This window comes from Streptomyces sp. NPDC048504, from assembly GCF_043200035.1.
Lineage (GTDB): Bacteria > Actinomycetota > Actinomycetes > Streptomycetales > Streptomycetaceae > Streptomyces.
In genome coordinates, this window is sequence record NZ_JBICXA010000012.1 from 1 (window position 1) to 25,110 (window position 25,110).

General features: G+C 68.5%; 19 protein-coding genes and 1 pseudogene. 13 read left to right on the plus strand and 7 right to left on the minus strand.

The genetic code is table 11. The annotated features are described in order from the left end of the window. The first annotated feature begins 1,177 nt into the window (after nt 1-1,177). Nucleotides 1,178-1,861 (plus strand): ScbR family autoregulator-binding transcription factor, encoded by a 684-nt coding sequence (locus ACGFY9_RS27770; protein WP_393758521.1) that lies wholly within the window; start codon nt 1,178-1,180, stop codon nt 1,859-1,861. Between the two features lie 463 nt (nt 1,862-2,324). Continuing rightward, entirely contained in the window at nt 2,325-3,410 is a 1,086-nt protein-coding gene (locus tag ACGFY9_RS27775; RefSeq protein ID WP_393758523.1) for a PQQ-binding-like beta-propeller repeat protein, read from the plus strand. Between the two features lie 284 nt (nt 3,411-3,694). Here ACGFY9_RS27775 and ACGFY9_RS27780 read toward each other — a convergent pair whose 3' ends face one another. Next, nucleotides 3,695-3,934: a hypothetical protein gene (locus ACGFY9_RS27780; protein WP_393758525.1), complete on the minus strand. Its 240-nt coding sequence runs from the start codon at nt 3,932-3,934 to the stop codon at nt 3,695-3,697. A 308-nt stretch (nt 3,935-4,242) separates the two neighbouring features. Between ACGFY9_RS27780 and ACGFY9_RS27785 the strand changes: the two genes are divergently transcribed. Then, on the plus strand, nt 4,243-7,263 hold the full coding sequence (locus ACGFY9_RS27785; RefSeq protein WP_393758527.1) for a glycosyl hydrolase: 3,021 nt from the start codon (nt 4,243-4,245) through the stop codon (nt 7,261-7,263). 52 nt (nt 7,264-7,315) lie between these two features. Here ACGFY9_RS27785 and ACGFY9_RS27790 read toward each other — a convergent pair whose 3' ends face one another. Together ACGFY9_RS27790 and ACGFY9_RS27795 are read right to left on the minus strand one after the other, a co-directional pair. Further along, entirely contained in the window at nt 7,316-7,513 is a 198-nt protein-coding gene (locus ACGFY9_RS27790; RefSeq protein ID WP_393759044.1) for a PQQ-binding-like beta-propeller repeat protein, read from the minus strand. Then, a pseudogene (locus tag ACGFY9_RS27795) lies at nt 7,444-7,593 on the minus strand (PQQ-binding-like beta-propeller repeat protein); the annotation flags it as partial. The pseudogene ACGFY9_RS27795 and the gene ACGFY9_RS27790, both read right to left, overlap by 70 nt. Nucleotides 7,594-7,920: 327 nt before the next feature. On the opposite strand from ACGFY9_RS27795, the gene ACGFY9_RS27800 reads away from it, so the two are divergent. From ACGFY9_RS27800 to ACGFY9_RS27835, 8 genes are all read left to right on the plus strand, one after another. After that, nucleotides 7,921-8,595: a GntR family transcriptional regulator gene (locus tag ACGFY9_RS27800; RefSeq protein WP_393758528.1), complete on the plus strand. Its 675-nt coding sequence runs from the start codon at nt 7,921-7,923 to the stop codon at nt 8,593-8,595. A gap of 188 nt (nt 8,596-8,783) precedes the next feature. Then, entirely contained in the window at nt 8,784-8,930 is a 147-nt protein-coding gene (locus ACGFY9_RS27805) for a hypothetical protein (protein WP_393758530.1), read from the plus strand. A gap of 455 nt (nt 8,931-9,385) precedes the next feature. Continuing rightward, complete coding sequence (locus ACGFY9_RS27810) at nt 9,386-10,252, plus strand: amidohydrolase family protein (protein WP_393758532.1); 867 nt, start codon at nt 9,386-9,388, stop codon at nt 10,250-10,252. Further along, nucleotides 10,245-11,141: a hypothetical protein gene (locus tag ACGFY9_RS27815; RefSeq protein WP_393758534.1), complete on the plus strand. Its 897-nt coding sequence runs from the start codon at nt 10,245-10,247 to the stop codon at nt 11,139-11,141. Before ACGFY9_RS27810 ends, ACGFY9_RS27815 begins: the two co-directional genes overlap by 8 nt. Before the next feature lie 104 nt (nt 11,142-11,245). Then, nucleotides 11,246-12,550: a C4-dicarboxylate transporter DctA gene (gene dctA / locus ACGFY9_RS27820; RefSeq protein WP_393758536.1), complete on the plus strand. Its 1,305-nt coding sequence runs from the start codon at nt 11,246-11,248 to the stop codon at nt 12,548-12,550. A gap of 306 nt (nt 12,551-12,856) precedes the next feature. Beyond that, entirely contained in the window at nt 12,857-13,882 is a 1,026-nt protein-coding gene (locus tag ACGFY9_RS27825) for an amidohydrolase family protein (RefSeq protein ID WP_393758538.1), read from the plus strand. Between the two features lie 517 nt (nt 13,883-14,399). Further along, nucleotides 14,400-14,825, plus strand: coding sequence for a hypothetical protein (locus tag ACGFY9_RS27830; protein WP_393759045.1), 426 nt, complete (start codon nt 14,400-14,402; stop codon nt 14,823-14,825). 197 nt (nt 14,826-15,022) lie between these two features. Further along, nucleotides 15,023-16,252 (plus strand): PP2C family protein-serine/threonine phosphatase, encoded by a 1,230-nt coding sequence (locus tag ACGFY9_RS27835; RefSeq protein ID WP_393758540.1) that lies wholly within the window; start codon nt 15,023-15,025, stop codon nt 16,250-16,252. Between the two features lie 306 nt (nt 16,253-16,558). Here the strand turns inward: ACGFY9_RS27835 and ACGFY9_RS27840 are convergent, their stop codons facing one another. The 3 genes from ACGFY9_RS27840 to tnpA all read right to left on the minus strand — a co-directional run bounded on the left by ACGFY9_RS27840 (nt 16,559) and on the right by tnpA (nt 19,070). After that, a complete protein-coding gene (locus ACGFY9_RS27840) occupies nt 16,559-17,284 on the minus strand; it encodes a hypothetical protein (protein ID WP_393758542.1) in 726 nt (241 codons plus the stop codon). Nucleotides 17,285-17,489: 205 nt separating this feature from the next. Next, the gene (locus ACGFY9_RS27845; RefSeq protein ID WP_393758544.1) at nt 17,490-18,224 is read right to left on the minus strand and encodes a hypothetical protein; all 735 of its coding nucleotides are present in this window, start codon (nt 18,222-18,224) and stop codon (nt 17,490-17,492) included. Nucleotides 18,225-18,635: 411 nt separating this feature from the next. Then, entirely contained in the window at nt 18,636-19,070 is a 435-nt protein-coding gene (gene tnpA, locus ACGFY9_RS27850; RefSeq protein WP_393758546.1) for an IS200/IS605 family transposase, read from the minus strand. A gap of 26 nt (nt 19,071-19,096) precedes the next feature. On the opposite strand from tnpA, the gene ACGFY9_RS27855 reads away from it, so the two are divergent. Next, nucleotides 19,097-20,416 (plus strand): RNA-guided endonuclease InsQ/TnpB family protein, encoded by a 1,320-nt coding sequence (locus ACGFY9_RS27855; RefSeq protein ID WP_393758548.1) that lies wholly within the window; start codon nt 19,097-19,099, stop codon nt 20,414-20,416. Between the two features lie 78 nt (nt 20,417-20,494). Beyond that, complete coding sequence (locus ACGFY9_RS27860; protein WP_393759047.1) at nt 20,495-20,815, plus strand: hypothetical protein; 321 nt, start codon at nt 20,495-20,497, stop codon at nt 20,813-20,815. Between the two features lie 108 nt (nt 20,816-20,923). On the opposite strand, the gene ACGFY9_RS27865 is transcribed toward ACGFY9_RS27860, so the two are convergent. Continuing rightward, complete coding sequence (locus ACGFY9_RS27865; RefSeq protein ID WP_393758550.1) at nt 20,924-25,090, minus strand: beta-galactosidase; 4,167 nt, start codon at nt 25,088-25,090, stop codon at nt 20,924-20,926. Nucleotides 25,091-25,110: the final 20 nt, after the last annotated feature.

A 25,110-nucleotide genomic window follows, 5' to 3' on the forward strand; every position in this document is an offset into this window, starting at 1 on the left:
CCCGCCCCTCCATGTAAACTCCGATATCTGATTCGGCATGAAGAGTAGCGGAGTCCTGCGGACCCGTCAAAGACCATGCGGCCGGACCCCGCCCAGACCTGAGAGGTGATCGCCGCGACGCCACTCGGCGGGACACCATCCGCCCCGGGCCAACGACAGCCAGCAACGCCTGGAAGCAGTCCGCCGAGTGGCGTCGCGGCGATCCACGAGTGGCCCGTAGCGCGCTCGATCGCCTCTGCTGAACCTGCATCGAAGTCGGCGAGCCGCAACACGCGGCACAGCGCCCCGAGTTGCATGAGAAGACCGGGCCCGCGCTCGACGGGACGCGGCCGCCGGTGCGGCATCAGAGGGTTGTCGCGCCCGGGTCTGTATGTGGCCATGACGACACGATTCGGGACTTCTTCCTCGTCCGCGCCACCGCCTTCCAGCCGAACGGCACACTGTCGAACGGCAAGCTGGCAGCCGAGAACATCACCGACTTCGGTGTTGGCACTCGGCGAACATCGCCGAGTGCCACGTGCCGCAGACCTCGGGCCACGTGATCCCGCTGGTGCACTGCGCAGGTTGATCAAGATGAAGTACCCGCCCGGCCAATGGAGTTCGGGTTATGAATCCGGTAGCCGACTGCGAGTGACCCACCGTCAGCTATGAGGCGCCCGGCGAGGGCGCTTCGAGTTCGTGAAGCGTGGTTCGGCGCGCTCTTCCCCGAGCCGGGCCCTCGGCCCATCCGCCGACTCGAAGGAGCGACGCGGTCCCTGGTGCCGAGTCCCCCGGGCGTAGAACCCGCCAACGCCCAGGTGCCTTCGAGACGCTCGGCGTGGGCACCGACCGCCTCACTGTCTCCTCCTAGAGATTCACGTTCACCGTCGTCCGGGCCGTGCCTGGCCGGGCCCACCGAGCGTCCAACCAACTGATCGACGCAGCCCTTGACGGCGAGCTCTCACCCGCACGCGGGCTGTTCGCGAACTGAAGGGCACATCACGGCAATTGGCCACGCCCGGCCCACCCACCGAAAGCAGCACCCCGCACCCGACCAGCCTCCCCGCTCCAACTCCCCCGCGGCCCGGCGACCGATACGGCGGCACGGCTCAACGGCGCCTGCAGCGCCGTAGACTATACGAACTGGACGGTATTTTTAACGGACGGGCACCCGACCCGTGACGAAAGGGGCCCGAACATGCCAGAACCCAAGCAGGACCGGGCCATTCGCACCCGCCACACCATCCTCATGGCCGCAGCCACGGTCTTCGAGGAACGCGGCTACCAAGCCGCCACCATCAGCGAGATCCTCACCACCGCCAACGTGACCAAAGGCGCCCTCTACTTCCATTTCCGCTCCAAAGAACAACTCGCTCTGGGTGTCCTCGCCGGACAGGATCAGTCGCTCGTCGTCCCCGACCGCCCTTGCAAAATCCAAGAACTCATCGACACCACCATGCTCCACGCCTACCGCCTCCAGACCAACCCCCTCGTCCGGGCCGGCGTCCGTCTCACCCTCGACCAACGCGCCGACGGCCTCGACCGCACCGGACCCTTCCAGCACTGGACCGCCGTCACCAACGAACTCCTCGACAAGGCCCAGAAACAGGGCGAACTCCTCCCCCACGTCAACCCCACCGAGACCGCTCAGGTGCTTGTCGGCGCGTTCGCCGGCGTCCAGGCCATGTCACAGGCCACCACCAACTACCAGAACCTCTCCACCAGCGTTTCCGCTCTCCTCCGCCACACCCTCCCCTCGATCGTCCACTCCTCGGTCCTCACCTCCCTCGACCTCACCCCCCAACGCGGCCACGCCATTCACACCGAGACCACGGCAGCCGCGGCATCGGACGAGGCGACGACGGAGGCAGCGGACAACTAACCGCTCTCGGGGCCCTGTTGATCCGCCCGGCCCGCTCGTGTTCGAGCAGCCCCGAGAGCCGTAGCGGTGCTCACCGGCGGCGAACGCACCGCCAACGGTCATGGTTCTGACGGCAGTTGTGTGATGGCCGCAGTTGGAGGAGGACGTGGCCTCCACACGACGGGAACCAGGCTCGACCGTGCGTTCAGCGCTCGACGCTCTCGAACCGGCCGCCGCGGCCTTCGACCGCACCGGAACCGCACGCAAGTTCCGCCCGATCACCGGGTGTTGACGTTTTCCGCAATCTTGACCGATTCGGCGCCCGAGTGATCATATGTTGTCGGCCATGCTACTTCGAGGCCTTCGCGCCAAAGGAGCCCTTGAGCTTCTCGTGGCCAGTTGCTCAGGGATAGGCTGCGCCGCCGCGCTGATAACCGTCCTCGTGGGCCAACTCACGCCGTGGTGGGCACTAATCCTCGTGCCCTTGGGGATTTTCAACGCGATCGAGGTCATCGGCTACTTCGCCTACCTGCCGGTCGTCATCAAGCCCTATGCCCTCGTTTCCGCCGGCAGCGCCGAGGGAAACGGCGAGCAGGAGGGACAGCGGCGCGGTGCCGTGCGCTGGCAGCTGGACACCGGCGGAGCGGTGAAGGAATCGTCACCAATCGTCGTCAACGGCACTGTATATGTGGGCAGTTGGAACCACCTCCTGTGGGCCGTCGACGCCCTGTCCGGCGAAGAACGCCGGCAGTGCAGGGTCGGCGGTGTAGTGGCCGCATCGCCCGCCTTCACCAACGGCACTGTCTACATCGGCAGTTGGGACAAATGCCTGTGGGCGGTGGACGCCGTTTCGGGCCGGGAGCGGTGGCGGGTCAGGACGGACGGCATGGTGCGGTCCACGCCGGTGGCCGCCGACGGCATGGTCCTCTTCGGCAGCAACGACGGCTTCTTCCGGGCGGTCGACGCCGTCTCAGGGGAGCCCAGGTGGCAGGTCCGTGTCGGCACGGGTGTGCGCTCCTCACCGACCGTGGTGGGCAACTCGGTCTACGTCGGCAGCGACGACGGCGTTCTGTGGGCTCTGCACACCGCCTCCGGCCAGGTGCGGTGGCAACTGAAGACGCTGAGTGGACTGTGGTCCTCGCCGGTGGTGGCCGACGGCATCCTCTACGTCGGCAGCGCCGATCGGCACCTCTGGGCGGTGGACGCGGCATCGGGTCAGGTCCGGTGGAAGCTCCCGGCCGGCACCTGGGTGAAGTCCACGCCGGCGGTGGCCGATGGTCTCGTTTACTTCGGCACCGGCGACGGATATCTGTGGGCTGTCGACGCGGTGTCCGGCGAGAGACGGTGGAGTCGCAAGGTCGGTGTGTGGGTGCGGTGGGCTCCGGTGGTGGCGGACGGCACCCTGTACGTCGGCACGAAGGACGGCCGTATGTGGGCGTTGGACGCGGTCTCGGGCGAGGAACGATGGCAGGCGGACACCGGCAGCCCGGTCTTCTCCACGCCTGCGGTGGCCAACGGCGTACTGTACTTCGGCCTCCAGAACGGGCGTCTGCTGGGCGTCCGCGCCTGACCGGGAAGCGGACTGGTGCCAGCAGGGCCAACCGCTGACACCGGCGCGGCTACCACGCCACCGTCTCCGTCGTTCCCGCCTCCCGCACAGGCCGGATCGAGCCCCCTCACTACGCAATGCCCTCCCCGGCCCGAGGCACGGACCTCCTCGGCACGGGCCCCCACACCCAGGCGCCGTCAGGAAAAGGGTGGATGTCGATGGCTACCGCGCGCCCGGCCACGTGGTGTCAGGGAAGCCGAGCGCCTGCCCTACGCCCGCCCCTCCTGCGGCGGCGCCCCCTGGAATCAGCGTCGGTCACTCGGCTTCGCCGCGGCTGCCAGGCTGGGCGGCGGCCATCGGGCCACGTCGAGATGGTCGGCGGTCCAAATCATGCGGACCGCTGTCGCCGTGGCACGCCCGTCGTCGCCACGCAGATCGCGGCGCGGGGAGTGGACCAGGCGTACCTCCTCGTCGGCGTCGCGGGACAGCGGAGCGGGCACCGCGGCGTGCCGGCCGAGTCCTGCGGCCAGGTTCCGGTACGCCAAGGGCTTTGGGAGCCAGTGGAATACCGAGGATCCTCGCCGGTCGCCAGTCCGTCACCGAAGTCGTCGACGCCACGCCCCCGGCCCACCCGCCGGACCCCAGCCGAACGCCCGCCCCTCCAGGCGGACCTCGGTCCGGCCCGGCATCCCACCCCGAAGCGCACCGCTTCACCAACACGCCCCACTTTTCACTGACATGAATCGTTGTCATTCCTCTTGACCTCACTTCAGAGGGCGAATTACGGTTCCCGCACTCATAGTGAATGAAACGATTCAACACTCGCTTACCCGTGACAAGTTGGGGCTGAAGCATGCACGAAACCCACCCGCAGCGTGGCGGTGTGACGCGCCGGTCCGTCATGGCGGCCGCTCTGACGACGGGCGTCCTCACAACACTCGGTCCGACGGCGAGCGCCGCCGCATCCTCCGGGACGGTTCGCTCCATCGCGGCCGCGCCCACGGCGAGTTGGTTCGCCCGACCGGCCAAGTCGGTCCGGCCCAGGTTCCGTTGGTGGTGGCCGGACGGGCTGGTGGACCCGGTGGAGATCGCGCGGGAGATCGACCGGATGGCAGACGCCGGATTCGGCGGCGCCGAGATCGCGGCCGTGCACCACAGCATCACCGACACGTCCGTGCTGGACACCGCCCACCACGGGTGGGGCAGCCCGGCCTGGCGCGACGGTGTGACGGCCGCGCTTCGGCAGGCCGCCCGACGCGGACTGACCATCGACCTCACCCTCGGCCCGAGTTGGCCCGTCGCCGTGCCCGGAGTGACCCCCGACGACGACGCCGCGGTGAAGGAACTCGCCTACGGCAAGGCCACGTTGACCGGCGGCGCGGCCTACGACGGTCCGGTGCCGGCCTCCGTCTACGCGGCCGCCTCGGGTGTCACCGAGCAGAAGCTCTTCGCCGTCCAGGCCGCCCGCGTCAACACCGCCTACTCCAGCGGCAAGGCGACCGGCCTGGACGCCGAGAGCGTCACCGACCTGACCGGCCAGGTGTCGGGCGGCAATCTGAGCTGGACTCCACCCGACTCGGCGACCTGGGTGATCCTGTCGTACTGGCAACGGGGTTCGGGGCAGCAGCCCGAGGCAGGGCCGCACTCCTCCCCCGCCGCGTATGTCGTCGACCACTTCAGCGCGGCGGGGACCGCGGCCGTCACCCGCTACTGGGACTCCACGATCCTGGACTCCACGCTCCGTCAACTCCTCGGAGCGGCGGGCGGCACCTTCTTCGAGGACTCCGTCGAGTTGGAGACCAAGGGGCTGCAGTGGACGCCCGGCCTGCCCGCGGCCTTCCGCGAACACACCGGACGCGACCTGCTGCCGTATCTGCCGGCCGTCGTCCTCGACAACGGCAACCAGATCTTCGCCTTCGAGGCGCGGCTCACCCAGGAGATCCGGCACGACTTCTGGGAGACCGTCTCCGGTCTGTTCAACAAGCACCACCTCGGGACGCTCGCGTCCTGGGCGCACGGACACGGCATGAAGATGCGTTCCCAGCCGTACGGTCTCCAGACCGACGCCATCGCCTCGGCGGCCGTTCTCGACGTCCCCGAGGGCGAGTCGCTCGGTTTCAAGAATCTCGACGACTACCGCTGTCTGGCGGGCGGGCGTGACATGGCCGGTCACCGCATCCTGTCCTGCGAGGCGGGCGCGTACGCGGGCGGCGCCTACAACACCACGTGGGACAAGTTCCTGCGCACCATGGGCGGGGCGTACGCGGCGGGCGTCAACCAGACCGTGATCCACGGCTTCTCCTACGCCACCGCACCGGGCGTCAGCTGGCCCGGCTTCGCCGCGTTCAGCCCGTACGGCGGGGCCCCGGGATACGGCGAGTCGTGGGGGCCTCGGCAGCCGACCTGGCGCCATGTGCCCGACATCGCCGCCTACCTCGGCCGCGTTCACGAGGTGCTCCAGTCGGGCACCGCCCGCGCGGACATCGCCGTCTTCCGGCAGACCGGCTACACGGCCACCGGCATCGGGGCGTCCTGGCTGACCTCGACGGGCGTCCCCCTCGGCTGGACCCACCAGTTCCTGAGCGGACCGCTGCTCGACCTGCCCACCGCCAAGGTCTCCGGCAGGCGCCTCGCGCCCGACGGACCCGCCTACAAGGCCCTGTTCCTCGAAGGCGACTTCTTCTACGGCTCCAACCCCACGCTGGCCGTCGCCGACGCCCGCCGACTCCTGAAGTTCGCGCGTGCGGGCCTGCCCACCGTGCTCCTCGGCGCCTTCGACCAGGCACTCACCCCAGGGCTCCCCGACGACGGGGAGACGGCCGAACTGCGTGCTCTGACCGCCCAGTTGCTCGCCCTGCCCAACGTCCGCCGGATCACCGACAAGACCCTGGTCGGAGCGGCGTTCGCGGAACTCGGCGTGACCTCCGACGCGGTCTACTCCGTGTCGTCGACCCTGCTGAACGCCCACCGGGTCACCGACGACGCCGACTTCTACTACCTGTGCAACGGCAAGCACGCCGAGACCGTCAAGCCCCCCGTCGCCCTCATCGACCACGACGTCACGCTGCGCGCCACCCACCGCAAGGGGTCCGGCGCGGTCCCCTACCTGCTGGACCCTTGGAGCGGGCGGGTCACCCGGCTCGCCCAGTACACCCAGGACGGCGACGCGTTCACCTTCCGGGTGACGCTGCAGCCAGGCGAGACTCTCGTCGTAGCGCTGGGTGCCCCGGGACTGTTCGGGGACCGCTCCGGGAGTCGTCCGCACGCGGTCGCGACCGACGCGGACACCGCGCTCTTCGCCGACGGATCTCTGGCCGTACGAGCCTTCACGGCCGGTGTCCGCACCACCACCCTGTCGACGGGCCGCCAGGTCACCACGGAGATCCCCGAGGTTCCGGCAGCCGTCCCCCTCGACCAGTGGACGCTCTCGGTCGACGACTGGCAGCCCGGCGCCACCGCGACCACCACCACGATCGTCACGCACAGCCTCATCCTCGATGCCCTGCTGCCGTGGTCGCAGATCCCCGAACTGGCCGACGTGGGCGGCATCGGCCGCTACCGGACAACGATCACCCTGCCGACCACCTGGACCTCCGACACGGGGGCCCTGCTCCGCCTCGGCAGCGTCAGCGACACCTGCCGGGTCACCGTCAACGGAACACAGCTCGACCCTGTCGACCGGCTCAACCCCGTAGTGGACCTCGGCGGACATCTGCGCCACGGCGCCAACACCATCGAGGTCGAGGTGGCCACCCCGTTGTTCAACCGGCTGCGGATCAGCAACCCCACGGTGTTCGGCACATCCGCGAGACAGGCCTACGGCCTGATCGGACCGGTCCGACTCACGCCGTACGTGCAGCAGAAGGTGAGTTGACCGCCCTCGACCGGGCTCTCGTAGACGGGGAGTTCACGGGTGCGCGCGGGCGTCAGGTGTGCATCGCGTACGGGAAATTGTCCAGGCTGCCGACATACACGGTCCCGTCCGCCACCACCGGCGTCGAATACACTTCCCCGCCGGTCTGCAGACGCCATCGTTCTCGCCCGTGGCCGCGTCCACCGCCCAGAGCGACATGTCCTCGCTGCCTGTGCACACGGCCCCGTCGACGACCGCGGACGTGGACCATGACGACCTGCCGAAGGGCCGCTGCCAACGCTGCCCACTGTCGGCGACGTCCAGCGCGATCGGGCCACGGTCACCGCCGATTTAGAAGGTGCCGTCGCCGAGACGTGCGGCGAGGCGTAGTTCTTCGTCACGCAGTGCATGTTGCGCGCCGCCACTGACAACCGGTGGCGCTGCACCGACATCTTGTCGTTGTCCTTCACAACGACATGGTGGCCACGTCACCCGTGGCAGGATCCGGGGAAGACCACTTGGCTTCTTCTTGCCGCTCGGCGGGCGCCATGTGCCGTGAGCCCGGCCGACCGTCACCAATAATTGCTGACAATATCTCCGATGATAAAATCAGTGATCTGATCCGAAGCCTGTGAACACGGCGGCGGATGTTCGCGTGCGAGAGAGGAACGACAGCCGGTGACCAGCACGCGCATCAAGGGGGCGGCTGCTCGAAGCCACGTGAGCGCGCACATCCGCGACGCTCTGCGGAACGGTGACCTTGTGCCGGGACAGCGGCTGGTGGTGCAGGACCTGGCCGACGATCTCGGGGTGACCCGGAGCTCCGTACGCGAAGCGCTGGTCGACCTCACCTCCGACGACCTGGTGGAGATAGTCCGCAACCGCGGGGCGCGGGTCAGGCTGATCTCGATCGAGGAAGCCATCCAGATCACCGAGTGCCGCTCCGCGCTGGAGCGGGTGTGCGCGCGCAGGGCAGCGACGTACGCGAGTGAGGCACAGCGTGCCGAACTCACCGAACTCGGCACACAGTTGTGTGCGGCGGTCGCCGAGAACGCCCCCGAGACCTACTCGACCCTCAACCGAAGGCTGCACGACCTCATCATCGAGTTCAGCGGCCAGGCGGTCGCCAAACGTCAACTGGAGCGGCTCAACACGCAGATGGTGCGCTTCCAGTTCCGCCTCGCGATGCGGCCTGGGCGTCCGCAGCAGTCACTGCCCCAGCTCCTCTCCATCATCAACGCCATCGTGGCCGGTGACGCCGACTCCGCCGAAGCGGCTACCGAGGCACAGCTGGCCAGCGTGATCGACGAACTGCGCACGACCGGGACCGCCCGCTCCGTCGCCCCCAGGTGAGCGCGCCGAGATGTCGGCGGGAGGAGGGTTTCTTGCCTCCTGGGCTGAAGCCGGTTGCTTCGAGTGCACCCGTCTTGTGACGAACGCTCTGGACACCCTCGCGACGACACCCCATGTGAGGCCGACGGCCTGCTGAAGGCGTCTTCGCATCTGGCGCCGAACTCGTCAGGCCAGCAATGGTGCCGGCCATGCTCAGGTTCACCTCCGAGGCCGGGTGGCTCCGCCACGCCCAGGTTCACCTGCGGAACCCCTTCCCGCGCCTGCTGCCCCAGCAGTCCGGCTACGACAAGCGCGTGCCCGAGGCCGCCGAGCTGCTGCGGCGGGTCACCCGGTAGCGGACCGCCGACACCTCGTGTGGAGCGATGACCTGGGGACTGTGGACTCCACCAGGGGGAACACGCCCGCTCCCGCGAGACCGTCAACCGCTTGAGCCCGGCCGGATGGGCCGATCGGCGCCCGCCACGACGCAACGCGACTCGTGGCGGCGCCGCCACTTCGATACACACCTGTCATCGTCGGCGCAGCCGACCACGCCTGGGACACGGCGCTGTCCACGGCGGATCGGCAGACGGAGATTCCCCCACCTCAGGACCGGCATCGCGTCGTCCTGGGCTGCGTGTCACCCCCCGCCCCCCACGGCTGGCGGCACCTTCGCCGACTCATAACTGCAAAAATGTTCGGATGAAATTGTTGACAATCCTGCCGCCCTGGACTTCAGTCGGTGCAGTCGGTGCACGACTTTCGGCCATGCCGAGCGACCGACACCGATCCGAAGACCTTGGGAGGCCTGATGGAGATCGTGGACACGCACACACACGTCATCTCACCGGACACCGCGCGATATCCCCACGCCCCTGTCGGGGGACGACAGTCCGCGTGGTCGCAGGCCCACCCGGTGGACATCGACGGCCTGACGCGCGCACTCGACGGGGCGGGTATCTCAAGGGCGGTGGTGGTGCAGGCGTCCACGGTCTACGGCCACGACAACCGATATGTCGCCGAAGCGGTCCGCTCCCACCCGGACCGGTTCGCCGGGGTCTACTCGATCGACGCCCTGGCCGACGACGCCGTGACCGAGATCAAGAAGTGGCAGGACCAGGGACTTTCCGGTTTCCGCCTGTTCACCACCGGGACCACGATGCCCGGCCAGGCGGACTGGCTGGGGCATGAGCGCTCGTATCCCGCGTGGGCCTATGCGGAGGAGAACGAGATCCCCGTGTGTCTGCAGATGACGGTCCAGGGGCTGCCCGCCCTGCAGAACCTGCTGGAGCGCTTTCCCCGTGTGCGGGTACTGCTCGACCACTGCGCGCGCCCCGACCTGTCCGACGGCCACCCGTACCGACTGTCGAGGAGACTCTTCGAGTTGGCGATCCACCCCGGTGTACACCTGAAACTCACCCACCGCGCCCTGGAGGCCGCCAAGGCGGGCAAGTCCACGACCGAGGCTTTCCTGACGGACCTGGTGGCCTCGTACGGCGCCGGACGTATCGCGTGGGGCTCCAACTTCCCCGCGGCGGACGGGACTCTCGCCGGCATCCTCGACGAGGCCCGCGGCGCGCTGTCCGGCCTCTCCGACGACGACCTGAGGTCGGTCTTCGGCGGTACGGCCCGCGCGTTCTATCCCTCCCTCGCGACGACGGGCGAAGCCCGTGCCTGAGCCCGCCGTCCTGCGAACCGTCCTCGCCGACCACCCGCACACCGCGAAACTGAAGAGCGGCGAACTCCGTGACGAGCGGGTCACCCTGTCGTTCACCGACATCGCACCGGTCCACCGGGCCTTCGCACCCATGGTGCGCGAAGAGGCCTACGACCTCAGCGAGTTGGCCGTCGTGACCGCCTTGCAGGCCATCGCCTACGGCCGCCCCGTGGTCCTGCTGCCGGCCGTGGTGGCCGCGCGCTTCCAGCGCGGCTGTCTCATCGCCCACGCCTCACGACCTGTCACCCCGGCCCAACTGGCAGGCACACACGTCGGTGTACGTTCGTACACCCAGACCACGGGCATGTGGGTGCGCTCGCACCTCGCCGAGGACTTCGGTCTGGCGGCACGCGACATGCGATGGATCACCCACGAAGAACCCCACGTGGCCCAGTACACGGACCCCGACTTCGTCAGGCGCGGGAGCGGCGGGGCCTCCCTGCCCGACATGCTGCGCGAGGGCCGGATCGACGCCGCGATACTCGGCAACGATCTCCCCGAGGGAGAGGAGTTCGTTCGCGTCGTCCCGGACGCCGACACCCGCGACGAGCAGTGGTGGCACCAGCACGGATACATGCCCGTCAACCACATGGTCGTCGCCGGTGCGTGGGCCTGCCGCTGGGAGCCGCAGGCGGTCCGAGCGGCGTATCACCTTCTGCTCAGGGCCGACGCCGCCGTCGAGCGCCCGGCCGACGTACCGTCCCCGACCCTCTTCGGCTTCGACCGCCTGCGCGAGCCGATCGAGCACATCGTGGGGGCCTGTCTGGACCAGGGACTGCTGCCCAGAAGACTCACCCCGGACGAGATCTTCGAACCGGCACGGAGCGTTCTCGGCAGCGACGCCGACTGAGCCCCCGTACGCCGACTGCTCCGGCCGGACTCCCCGTTTTCCCGACCGGTGTTCCCCAACCGGTTCTCCCCACCAGTCTTTCAACGAAGAAACTGGAAACGACGATGAGTGAAGCAACATCCACGGCCACACCCGTGCAACCGGTCAAACCGCGCCACCGCTTCTACCACGACCTCGCCTTCCAGGTGATCGCCGGAGTCGCACTGGGCGTCGTCGTGGGCAATTTCGCCCCGTCCGTCGGACACCATCTTCAATTCCTCGGCGACATCTTCATCCACCTCATCCAGATGGTCGTCGGCCTCATCATCTTCTGCACCGTCACCCACGGCATCGCCAGTGTCCGTGATCTCGGCAAGGTCGGCCGTATCGCGGTGCGCGCGCTCGTGTACTTCGAGGTGATCACGACGATCGCCCTCGTCATCGGGCTCGTCGTGGGCAACGTGCTCCGCCCCGGTGCGGGCATGCACATAGATCCGTCGTCACTGCACGCGGCGGCGAACACCGCACCCGCCAAGTCGGAGGGCTTCGACGACTTCCTCGTCAGTCTGGTGCCCACATCCGCGGTACAAGCGTTCGCCGAAGGAGACATCCTTCAAGTTCTGGTGTTCTCCGTTCTGTTCGCCTGCGGGCTGGCCTCTCTCGGCGATCGGGCGCAACCCGTACTGGACATCGTCGGCAGCGTCCAGCAGACCCTGTTCTGGATCATCGGCAAGGTCATGCGCATCGCACCCCTCGCGGCCTTCGGCGCCATCGCGTTCACCGTGTCCAAGTACGGACTGGGCACACTGACCTCGCTCGGGAAACTGATCGGAGTCTTCTATCTGATCGTCCTGCTCTTCTTCCTCCTGGTTCTCTGGCCGGTGTCGCGGTATGCGGGCATCAGTCTGTTCAAGCTGATGCGGTACTTCCGCGCGGAGCTGTTCCTCGTGCTCGGTACCAGTTCGTCGGAGAGCGTCTTCCCTCAACTCACCTCCAAGCTCAAGCAACTTGGAGTGGACGAGCCCGTGGTCGGCCTGGTGCTTCCCACCGCGTACAGCTTCAATCACGACGGGACGTGTCTGTACTTCGCCTCGGTCAGCGTCTTTCTGGCGCAGGCGACCGGCAGTGATCTGGGATGGCAGGCGCAGGTCGGTCTTCTGCTCGTCCTGCTGCTCACGTCCAAGGGCGGCGCGGGAGTGTCGGGATCCGCGCTCGCCGTGCTGGCACTGACTCTGAGCGCCACACACAAGATCCCGGTGGACAGCATCGCCCTGGTCGTCGGTATTCACAGCATCCTGTCGGCCGCCTTCGTCTTCACCAATGTCGCCGGCAACTGCGTGGCGACACTCGTGGTCGGTAAATGGGAGAACGCCATCGACCGGGACCGGCTGCACGCGGAGCTCGATGCCGGGTACCAGACAGCCGCATGACACGCACCCGCGAGCGAAACGGGATGACGCGGGGCGAGGCGGGGCGATCTCAGGCCGGCCGGGGACGGCAGGCGCCGGGGGCCGACGCGAGTGTCCGGCCGCACACCACCGCCCGTAGCCGCAGCCTCCCATGACACACATCCCCGAGGCAGCCTCCGGGCCTGCGACATCACCCTCGCCGGGCGTCCCAATGGCTGCGCCGATCGACGGCGTACCCCTCCCGGATTTCTTCGACGACATTGGACCGCGTGCCCGGCACAGCCCTGCGCCGCGTCACGACGAGGCTTCCGCGAGAGGGAAGAATTCATGATCATCGACTGTCACGGTCACTACACGACCGCCCCGCCGGCCCTGGAGGCATGGCGCCGGCGGCAGATCGCCTCCCTCACCGGTCCGTCCGCCGCCCCCGCCCGCACGGACCTGCGCATCGGCGACGACGAACTGCGCGAGACCATCGAGCCGAACCAGTTGCGACTCATGGACGAACGCGGCATCGACATCACCGTCTTCTCGCCCCGCGCGTCGTTCATGGCGCACCACATCGGGGACTTCGAGACCTCCGCCGCCTGGGCGGCCATCTGCAACGAACTCTGCTACCGCGTCAGCCAGTTGTACCCCGAGCGCTTCGTGCCCGCCGCGATGCTCCCTCAGTCCCCCGGCACCGACCCCGCCGCCTGCATCCCGGAACTCACGCGCTGCGTCGAGGAGTTGGGCGCCGTCGCGGTCAACCTCAACCCCGACCCCTCGGGCGGCCACTGGACCGCCCCACCCCTCACCGACCGCTCCTGGTACCCCCTCTACGAGAAGATGGTGGAGTACGACATCCCAGCGATGATCCACGTCAGCACGAGCGTCAACCCCGCCTTCCACACCACCGGCGCGCACTACCTCAACGCCGACACCACCGCGTTCATGCAGCTCGTCCAGGGCGACCTCTTCGCCGACTTTCCCACCCTGCGGTTCGTCATCCCGCACGGCGGGGGTGCCGTCCCCTACCACTGGGGCCGCTTCCGGGGCCTCGCGATGGCACTCGGCAAACCGCCGCTGGAGCAACACGTCCTGGGCAACGTCTACTTCGACACCTGCGTCTACCACCAGCCCGGCTCCGACCTCCTCTACGAGGTCATCCCGGCCCGCAACATCCTCTTCGCCTCGGAGATGATCGGGGCCGTACGCGATATCGACACGTGCACCGGCCACCACTTCGACGACACCCGCCGCTACATGGAGGCCGCAGACCTGCCCGCCGACGACCTGGCGGCGGTCCAAGAACACAACGCCCGCACCGTCTACCCCCGCCTCGACGCACTGCTGAAGCGCCAGGGCCGGTGAACGGTCTCGGCGCCGAGCATCAGATGCGGTGGCCGTCCCGTGTTCCGGGCAGCCCTCCGAGAGGACAAAGGGTGCCGGTTCTCCGACGTACGAAGGCGTACGCAGATACCGACACGTCCACGAACCCCGGACGTCGGGTCTGCTCAACGGCGGGCCGGGGGAGGAAAGCTGCGCAGACCGCGTGGACGAGGTGGGTGGCGGTGGCGATCGACCAGCCCGCTGGGTAGACGCTCACCTCGACGCCGTAGTCGTCGTAGAGGCCGTCGTGCTGGGTGTCGACGCGATGGAGCAGCAGTTGGTCGCGGGAGCGGCGCTGAAGTGGGAGGCTCGGGCCGGGCAGGAGACTTCAGTGAGGGCATCCGCACGGCGAGCCCTCGCCCGTGCCCGGGTCGGTGAGGGCCGTGCGGACCGGGACTTGAGCCGTGGGGTGAGGTTGTACCGGTGGCACGGACTCGGGCAGGCTGGCTTCCCCGTCGCCAGGATGAGCGCGACGATCAGTCACAAGGGAGTCTCGGGCATGATCGACTGGGTGCCTCTCCGCACCGGAGCACGGCCCGTTCCCTCGCCCTTGGCCACGCCACTCGTCTGGGCCGCGGCGTCCGGCGGCGCGTTGATGCTGGTGGCACTGCTCAATGCGCTGATCAGTACCGATCGGCCCTCTCCGGCGCTGGCCGCACTGTCCCTGCTCTCGGTACTGCTCGGCCTGTGCGCCCGCTTCACGGCGGCCCCCGGCACCGCGGTGCTGTGCTGGCTCTTCCTCAACGGCTTCGCCGTCCCGCCCGCCGGCACCCTCACCTGGGCCGGACACCGCGACGTGTTCTGGCTCGCCTGCCTGTTCACCGCCGCCCTGGTGGGCACGGCCCTGGCCCGAATCCTCCACGCCCGAGCCGCCTACCGCCGTCTCACCACGCACACCGGCGGCTCGACACGGACCGGATCATGAACGCCGTGGCCGCTCACCGGGCCCAACCATCATGCGGCCGTCCAGGGCGCTCTCCCCGAGCAGGCCACTCGCTCGGGTGACGGCCGACGCCATCGTCACTGCTCACCGAACCGAAAAGAGCCGTTTCCGGGCTTCATGGCCAGATCCCTCCTATCGTGGAACGACACAGTGACCCTCGGCGTCGAAGCGGGCAGGCCATGCAGGATCCGGAGATCGACTATGAGGCGGTCTTCCGCGACCTGCCCGGCATGGTGGCGCTGCTCACCCCCGAGCTGGTCTACGTCGACGCCAACCGGGACTTCGAGCGCCTGTCGGGACGCAAACGCGAGGAGCTGGTCGGCCGCTACATCTTCGACGTCTTCCCCGAGAACCCCAAGGACCCGGCGGCGGCCGGCATGCGCGAGACCCGGGAGTCGATGCTGCGCGCGGCGACCACCGGCGAGCGCGACACCATGGCCCTGCTCCGCTACGACATCGAGGACCCCCTGCGGCCCGGCCGATGGGTGGAGCACTTCTGGAGCCCCGTCAACGCGCCCATCCGGGGCCGGGACGGCGAAGTGACGCTGATCGTCCACCGGGTGGAGGAGGTCACCGAGTTCGTCCGGGCCTTCGGTGGCCGAGCCGACGACAGACGGTCCCGGATCCTGGAAGCCGAGCTGTACACCCGGGCGCGTGAGCTGCAGGAGGTCAACGAGCGGCTGCGCAGGGCCCACGCCCATGAGCGCGAGGTGGCCCTGACCCTGCAGGCGGCGATGCTGCCCCCGCCGCGACCGGTCGGCCACCACCGGGCGGCCGTCCGCTACCGGCCCGCCGTGGACGCCCTGAACGTCTGCGGCGACTGGTACGACCTCGTCGACCTGCCCGACGGCGGAATGGCAGTCGCCGTCGGTGACGTCGTCGGGCACGGTCTGGCGGCCGCCTGCGCCATGGGCCAGCTGCGCAGCGCACTGAGCGCCGCCTGCCGGGTCGCCGACGGGCCGGGCCCCGCCCTGGAGGCCCTCGGTCTCTACGCCCGTTTCGTCGAGGGCGCCGAGTCCGCCACCGCGGTGACGACGTTCATCGACTGGGACGACCACACCATCACCTACAGCTGCGCGGGTCACCCTCCCCCAGCGCTGCTCGACCCCGACGGCACGGTGACCTTCCTCGACCAGGCCACCGACCCGCCCCTGGGCGCGCGACCCGAGCATGTCGGCCGGCCGCAGACGAGCGTCCCCTTCGCCGAGGGCGCCACCCTCGTGCTGTACACCGACGGACTGATCGAGCGTCGCACGGAGGACATCGACCGCGGTCTGGCCCGCCTCGCCGCATCCCTCGCCCACCACCGACACGCGGAACCCGAGCCCCTGGCCGACGCCCTGCTCGCCGACCTGCTCCCCGCAGAGGGCAACACCGACGACACGGCCTTGGTCGTCCTGCGGCTGTGACGGCGGCTTCGCCCGCCGCCGTACCTGAGGCATAGCTGAACTTGTAGCCCGGCACCGCGGGCCGGCGTCCCTCCCCCGTGCGGGTACCGGAGAGCGAGCACAACCAGTCCCCCCGGTCACCGGGTTGATCGGCGGCTCGTCTCGGCCCGTCCACGGCTTCCTCGGCCGATTGTCAGGTGAACTGCTCCGGGTCTGTCGGAGGCTCTGAGCTGTCCCGAGTCGGGTGGAGTCGAGTCGCTTGGCCTCAAGGCGGCCAGGTGCGGAGGGCCTCCCGGCTCGCCGCCGCATGGCTCGTTCCCTGCGCGATCAGGGACTGGGTGCTCCGTGACCGGAGCACCGAGGCGAAGATCGTGCCGAGGACGGCCAGGCCCCGGCTGGAGCCGTAGTTGCGTACGGTCTGGGTGACTCCGGTCGCCTCGCCGCAGGAGAGTTGGGGTGCCCGGTTGACCGCGTCGGTGTTGACAGGAAGAAGCCGAGGAAGAAGTAGAGCAGGTCGAGACCGGCCTCGGACCCCTTGTTTCCGAGGCCGGTCTCCGCGTACACGCTCGTGAAGCAGAACACCGGCACGAAGGCTGCCATGGCCACGCCCAGGACGACGTTCTGTACGGAGAAGGCCCGGTCGCGGAAGAGTTCGACGTCCAGCAGCGGAGGGGTCGTTCGCCTCTCGACGAGGACGAAGAGCACGAGCAGCAGCAGGCCCACGACGATGCACAGCCAGGTCGCCGCGGAGTGCCGGCCCCACAGATAGGACTGCTGGAATGGGAAGCTGCTCAGGCCCACGCCGGCCACGATGAGGGCCAGTCCGCGGTGGTCCATCGGGGCCGGCCGGTTCTGGGTGTGCGGACGCGCCATTGCGATGAGCACCAGTGCCACGACGGCGACGGGGATGTTGACCCAGAAGATGGCCCGCCAGGTCCATTGCGTCAGCCGGCCGCCGAGGATCGGACCGACCGCATCCGTCGGCGAGCCCGGCATCGCCGGGAGATGTCGGCGTCCGCCGCTCCTCGGCGCGGTGACGAGGGGAGATGACACCTCGTCGGCATCCTGGGCAGGCAGCGACCGGGCCGTCTCACGGCGTCTGCTCGTGCACCCGTCGGCAGGCAACCGGATCGAGCACTCGGGCGACCGCATCACGATCACCGGCCGTTCGGACGGGCCGGCGTCCACCCCGGATGGACGCCGGTCTTCCCCGAGCGACCGCGGCACCGCGCCGACAGGCCGGAACGGGTGCGGTTCGTCACCTGACGTCGACGAAATCGCCTGTCGCCGTGGACGGTCCGGTGGTGGGGGTACCGGTGAAGACGAAGCGGTAGTAACCGTCGGCCTTGGCCTTGGTGGTGGTCTTCAGCGTGCCTCCGACGCCGCTGGTGACGGTTTTCAACGCCGTGTAGACGGAGCTTCCCTTCTTACGGAACTGCAGTTGGACCGTCCGCCCCTGATACCCCGTGTAGGTGCCGCTCTCCCAGTTGGCGCGGGTCAGCCTCCCGGTGACCGTGATCGTCCTGCCCTTCTTCACCGGCTCGGGCGAGGCGTTGACCGTTACCCTGGCGTACCGCTTGACGTTCGCCGTACCGGCAACGTCGATCTCCGTCCAGTTGTCCTCCGTGTCCTGCGCCCCGGCGAGCACCTTCCAGGCGCCGGCGAGGCCGTTGTGGTCGAAGTCCCGCGCGGCGCTCACAGCGATGCTCACCTTGCAGGTCGCGGTGGTCGGGTCGGCCGGCGACACCACGCATGTTCCCGCCGGCGGGTACAGAGGCAGGCTGCCGTCTGCGTCGTCGGTGTTGGGACCGTGCCACAGATAGGCCCAGGACGCGGCAACGCCCTCCGGGTCACGGGCCGTCCACGTGATCGTGACGGTCTTTCTGGTGGTCAGGCCGAGCACGATGTCCTTGCCTCCGTTGACCACGACGTTCGAGAACGTGGTGTCGTCGGCGGCGGCCGTGCCCGCCGCTTGGGCGGTTGCCAGAAGCATCGATGCTGAAAGGGTGGCGGTCAGGAAAGTGACGGCCACGGCCGGGCGCATACGCATGAAGTCCCCCCTCGGGACACGGGGTTCGCCGCCTCCCCACACGACGAAACCTGATGGTGTGTCATCGGTGACTAGACCCGTGACGGGCACTCCTGGTTGCCCAGTTCTTCGAACCAACGACCGCATCCGCCGGGCAGGCAGACGAGCAGAGCAACGACGTTCCCAGTGCAGGCCCTCGCTGCGGTGGGTCTGGCGCAGCACGTAATTCGCGTTGTGGGTCGAGGGCGCCGCCATAGGCTCGTCGGCATGTCTCTATCTCTGATCTTGGCTAGTGCTCCGTCGTTTACGGCGGGGTGAAGGCCATCTCGGAACTGCTGTGACCTGCATCGTTCGCACGGGTCTGCAGTGTTGTCCTCAGCCCACGGGGCGCTGCTGGTTCTCGATGTACTGCTTGACGGCGGTCAGCGGTGGCCCGCCGCAGGATCCGGCGAAGTAGGAGCCGGACCAGAAGTGTCCGCCCCACAGGTACCGGCGTACGTGGCTGTCGTATTCCTGGCGGAGCCTGCGGGGGGGGGAGACGCCCTTGAGGGAGTTGACCAGCTTGGAGAGCTGGACCTTGGGTGGGTAGTGCACCAGGCGGTGCACATGGTCCTGCTGGCCGTTGAACTGCCTGAGGTCGGCCTCGAAGTCCATGCAGACCTCGCGCATGATCTCCCCGGTGCGCGTCAGCATGGCGTCGGTGAATGCCTTGCGCCGGTACGTGGTGACAAAAACCAAGTGGACATGCAGGTTGTAGACGACGTGGCGTCCGGTGCGCACATCGGGATCAGGGTTCCACCGCGGTGACATAAGCCACCTTCAGTAGAGTGATCGTCATGAGCAAACTTGTGTGGGAGAAGCGGCAGTTCGGGCATCGTGCCCGACTGGCGCTGACGCCTGCACAGACGCGGCTCATGGATGGGCAGGCCCATGCGGCACGGGCGATGTGGAATCAGCTCCACGACCTGTGGCAGATGACGCCGAAGTGTCAGCGCTCTGTGACACGCATGGATCAGGCGTTGCGGCAGGCCCGCAAGGAGATCGACTGGTACGCGGTGCTGCCTGCGCAGGCCGCGCAGGCGGTGCTGAAAACGTACGTCCAGGCGTGGCGGAACTGCTGGGCCGGGCGGGCGGACGAGCCGAACTTCAAGGCCCGTTTCCGCACCGTCATGTCCGTGGACATCCCGCAGGGCCGGGACTTGCAGATCAAGCGGGTGCACCGACGGTGGGGCATGGTCAACGTTCCCAGGGTGGGGCGGGTCCGCTTCCGGTGGACCAAGGATCTCCCGGTCGGCAAGCTCGCCGGCAAAGAGAACCGGATCACCGGAGCACGGCTGGTCAAGGACGGGCTCGGATGGCATATCGCCTTCCGCGTCCAGACACTTGAGCCGAAGCCCGAGCCTCGCACCGGGCCGGAGGTCGGTATCGACGCCGGGGTGAACCTGCCCCTCGCGCTGTCCGACGGCAATCATCAGGACCACGGCCTGCCGCCCCGGCTCCCGGACGGCACCGCCGACCGGGACAAGTGGCTGAATCCGAACGAGAAGGCCAAGCTGCTACGCCTGGAGCGGCAAGCCGCGCACCGCAAGTCCTTCCGCATGCCGAAGGAGCGCGGCTCGAACCGGCTGCACCGCACCTACGACCAGATCAAGCAGCTCCGCGCAAGAGCCACGCGACGAGCGACTGACTGGCAGCACAAGACCACCACCGCCCTTGCCAAGGAGTACGGCACGGTCGTGGTGGAGCAGTTGCAGATCACGAACATGGTCAAGTCCGCCAGGGGAACCATCGAGAACCCGGGGAAGAACGTCGCGCAGAAGTCGGGCCTGAACCGTTCCATCAGCCAGGAGGCGTGGGGACGGACCGTGACCATGCTGACGTACAAGACCGCCCGCCACGGCGGAACCCTGGTCAAGGTCCCCGCCCCGAACACCTCCCTGCGCTGCTCCGCGTGCGGTTTCATCACGCCCGGCAGCCGGGAAGACCAGGCCACGTTCGTTTGCAAGAACCCCGACTGCGACTGGTCCGGCAACGCCGACTGGAACGCGGCCCGCAACGTCTTGCACCTGTACCGGATCGGCCTCGTGGCGATCCCGGCTGCCGGGAGGGCAGTCGTCAGACGCACCCGTGGCGTCAAGCCCGCCACCGCAAGGTAGGCAGGAATCTCCTTCCTGAGCTTGCGAAGGAAGGAGAGCACTTCAAGTCTTCGCATGCGTCGAGCGCTCCCGGAAGCGATGCGCGCGGGTGACAAGGCCGTGGTGAGCGCACTTCGGGCAACCCTTGGCGCGCTGGACAACGCCGAGGCGGTACCCGTGCGGGAAACCGAGCTTCGTGGCTTGGCCCTTGAGCAATCGCCGCTTGGTGTCGGCGTCACGGAGAGGGCTCGGCGTGAGCTGAGCGAGCACCGTGTGGTCGAGATCGTGAAGGCCGAAGCCGCCGAGCGTCTGGAGGCGGCCGCAACGTTGACTGCGCCCGCGCACGCGCACCGTGTCGCACGGCTACGTGCCGAGGCCGCCGTGTTGCTTCACTTTCTCGACGATGCGAGCCCCGTGTAGGAACTGGCTTCGCTCACCCGCCTCGGAGCCGACGGCGACTCCCCCGGCGTCGGGGGAGCCCCAGGTCCTCAGTCGTCGACCGTACCTCGCGAACGAAGCGGCGTTCGGTCACTCACACGTCAGCGTCGGGATCCCCCAGTCCGCGTGGTCGTTGCCGTTGCCGTCGCCCGCGTCACCGGCCTTGAGGTCGATCACCTGGGCACCGCTGACGTCGACGTCGATCGGCACCGCGGCCTGTCCGCCGCGGATCGTCGGCGTGGTGACCAGGGTCTTGCCGTCGGCGATCACGGAGAACGTCACCGTGCCCGCGCCGCCCGTCTCGTCGTCGACGCCGACCTCCGCCGTCAACCGCGAGCATTGTCCGGCGAGGTAGAGCTCGACGTCGCTCACGGAGTTGGTGCCCAGGCCCTTGGCGTAGCCGACGCCGGCGATGGTGATCGGACGGCCGTCACCGGCCGCCTGTTCGCCGACGCTGGTGTCCCGTTCCACCGGGCCCCATCCGTTGGTGGAGGAGAGGAACGGCAGGTCGCTCACGTCGCTCTTCCCGGTCGGCGGAGCCGGTGGGATCCCTCTGACGATGCGTTCGTCATCGCTGACGCCCTGCCGTCCGTTCTGCCGGTAGTGCACCGTGGCGGTGAGTGCCGAGGCGGATGGCAACGTCCCGGTCGGCGGCTCGACCTGCCAGGTGAAGGTGGCCGATGCACCGGGCTGCAGGCGCTTGACCGATGTGGGGCTGGTGGCACTCACGCTCCAGCCGTCGGGCGCGGAGAGCGACGCCGTCAGTCCGGAAGCGGACGGTCGGTCCTTCGGCACCCGTACCGTCGCCCGAGCGGTGAAGGTCTGTCCCGGCTGGGCGGTGTCCGGCACATCCAGGGTGACGTCCGTTCCCGGACGCTTCGGCATGGCGTAACTACGGGGGTCGTAGGACGGGCTGTCGTTCTGCGCGACGCGCAGGGACGAGGCGTAACTGCCGTAGTTGGTCAGGGCGACCTTGCCGAGGCCCCCGGTGGTGCCGTCGAGGTTCCACACGGCGATGGCGATGGTGTTGTGGCCGTTCGGGTTCAGGATGCCGTTGGGGACAGGGAAGGTGTGCTGTGGGCCGAGGTAGTTGACGTAGTTGCCGACCTGCCAGCCGTTGACGAAGACCGTGGCGCGGTACTTGCGTGACGGGTCGTCGGTGAACGTCAGCCCGAGCGAGGTGTCCTGGCCGTGCGGCAGGTCCAGGTTGGCGTCGGTCCGGTACCAGGAGACCCCGGGTGTCGTGTCGGTTGTCGGGAGGGACACGCGGTCCCAGTTGGTGTCCGGGTAGCCAGGCAGGGACCAGCCGGCCCGTTCGCCGTAGAGGCCGCCCGTCGAGAGCGGGCCGCGGACGGTGTCCTGGAGGTCCTCGCCGCCCCGTACGCCCTGGAGGCGCCAGGTGACGGACGTCAGGGGCGCGCCGACGAGGGAGGCGCTGGTCAGGCCGCGCGCGGTCTTGTTGCCGTTGGTGGAGTTGTAGTCCTCCTCGTGGCCCATGTTGACGGTGAGCACGGAGAGGATGTTGTCGCCGCTGGACTTCACGGAACCTGCCGGGAAGGTGAAGTCGCCGCTGCCCGTGGTGGAGCTGCCCAGGAAGGTGCCGTTCAGCCAGGCGGAGAACGCCTGGGCTCCTCCCCCGGAGTCCGAGACCAGGTGGATGCCGGTCTCCTTGCCGGTGGCGCGGAAGCGGCCGCGGTACCACGTGTTGCCGGTGTGGAATCCGTAGTCGTCGGCGTAGAGCACCGGCAGGGAGTTGGCGCCGGAGACACTGTTGGTGGTCGCCTTGTCGGCCACCTGCCAGCTGGTGTCGTCGAAACCGGGGGCCGCTTCCGGGGATTCCGCGGCGTGCTTCCAGTTGGTCAGCGTCGGCAGGTGGATCGGGGCGGCCACCGGGATCTTCGCGGTGAGGCTCCCCGTGTCGGTGGCCTGGGTGCCCAATGTCCGGCCGTTCCAGGTTACTTGGGCGGCGGAGGTGAACACCTCGATGTTCTTGTCGTCAGCGTTGTCGCCGGTGAGTGCCACGGTGTGGCCGCCGTGCAGGCTGGTCGCCGTCCGCAGCAGGTGGGTGCCGCGCACGAGCACCGGGCCGCTCGCCGTGTCCTGACGCCAGAAGGTCTTGGCCGTGTCCTTGTCGCCGACGAGCAGGAGCAGCGGGCGCTTGCCGTCGCCGGTGATGCTGACGCGGATCAGGCCCTGGTGCGTGTAGTTGAGCCGCAGGTCTCCGGTGGCCGGGTCCCAACTGCTCGTGACCGTACCGCCGTTGGCGGTCACGGTGGGCTTGGTGGCGTAGCGCAGGACGGTTTCGCCGTCGCTGCCCTGGTCGCCGTAGAGCACGGCGACGTCCCGGTCCCCGATGGTCGCGCTGGTCATGATCTCGGAGGTCGAGTACTGCAACTGCGCTTCACCGAGGCGGTAGTTGGCCACGATCACGTGGGAGTCGCGGCCGTCGAGGGTGATCGCGGTGCCTGGCTGCTGCGGTATGACCGGGTAGGTCGGCTCGGCGGTGGCGGCCGTCGGTACGTCGATCGCGTCGACGGCCACGTAGTTGTCCGTGGATCCCGAGCTGTGGTTCCCGGCGACGACGATCTTCAGCGTGTGTGCGCCGGGTGTCAGGCCGGTCTTCTGGAAGAGCACCGCCTGGCTCTCGCTGCCGGAGTCGTCGACCGTGGCCGTCTTGGTGCCGTCGAGGTAGACGTCGGCGTTGCCGTGGTTGTTCGTCTTCGAGCCGATCCAGCGGATCGCGGTGCCGTCGAAGGGGACGGTGAGCGAGTCGCCGGCCTTGTTCGAGAACGACTCGGTGTGTTGGTAATCGCCGCCGGTGTAGCTCGTGTTGGCCACATGGGACCACGAACCGGCGTACTGGAGCGCGGAGTCGGGGTCGTCCCAGGTGTAGGTGGTGTCACTGGTCGGCTGGGCGTTGAAGTCCAGGGAGATGTGGGTCTTGTCGACTGCCGTGGAGGTGGAGTTCCCGTGCCGCAGTACGTGGAACTGCGTCTTGGTGTCGAGGTTCATCCTGGCGGTGTCCACGACCGCGGAGTCGTCGGGTGGTGTGGCTCTGATCGCCTCGGTCTTGGTCAGCGGGGTGACCGACTGGGTGAAGTAGCCGATGAGTTTGTCCTCGTCGTACTTCGGGTCGAGCTGGCGGGTCTCGCGGATGGCGGCGCCGTAGTCGTACGACGTGTAGTTCTCGGGCATGCCGAGCCAGCCCCAGTTGGTGCCGCCGTAGGTCATGTAGAAGCTCTGCGCGGTCGCGCCGACGGCGATGTTCTGCTTGTAGAAGACGTTGGCGAACTGGTCGTTGATGAGCTGGGCGCACTTGTCGTAGCCGGGGCCGCCCCAGGGGTCGAAGGCGCCGCCCTGGAACTCCGGCGAGTACAGCGGTTTCCCGGCCGGGTGGTCGTAGCTGATGTCGGGGACGCCGTTCCACTTCGAGGGGTTGGAGCAGTCGAAGCCCTGGGGGTAGGAGTCCGGGCCGTCGATGTCCAGGGCGCCGGTGCCGGAGTTGAAGGTGCCGTTGTTGTTGCCGGTCAGCGGGACCGTGATGCCGTCGGCGCGGGCCTTGTCCTCCAGGTGCTGCATGTAGGAGCGGCCGGCGGCCGAGCCGTTGTAGTACTCGTTCTCGACCTGGTAGGCGATAACTGACCCGGTGCCGTTGGTGAGTTGGTGGCGGGCGATGATCCGGTCGATCTGGGTCAGCCACTCGTCCGCGTACTTCAGGAACCGCGGGTCGTCGCTGCGGTTGTTCTCCGCCTTGGTGGTCAGCCAGCCGGGCAGGCCGCCGCTGTCGACCTCCGCGTTGATGTACGGCGCGGGGCGGGCGATGACGTAGAGGCCGGCCTCCTGGGCCATGTCGAGCAGCTTGTCGACGTCCCGCACCCCGGTGAAGTCGTACACACCCGGCTTGGGCGAGTGGTAGCCCCAATCGAAGTACAGGGAGGTCGAGTTGAAGCCGGCGGCCTTCATCTTCTGGAAGATGTCGCGCCACAGGTCCTGGCTCGGGAGCCGGAAGTAGTGGAACTCGCCGGACCACAGGTAGGTGCGTTGGCCGTCGACGAGGAAGGAGTAGCCGTCGAGAGTCACCGTGTGCGCCTGCGCACTGACGGCGGGCGGCTGTTCGCCGACGTCCTGCGCCGCCGCCGTGGCCGGCGCGGTCAGGCCGGCCGCCAGGGCGATGGTCGCGGCTGTCGCGAGGATCGCCCTCCACCAGCGACGGCGACCGGGTCTCGCACCCTCTGAACCGTTCCGACCATCCCGCACGGCGGCCTCCAGACCGACTG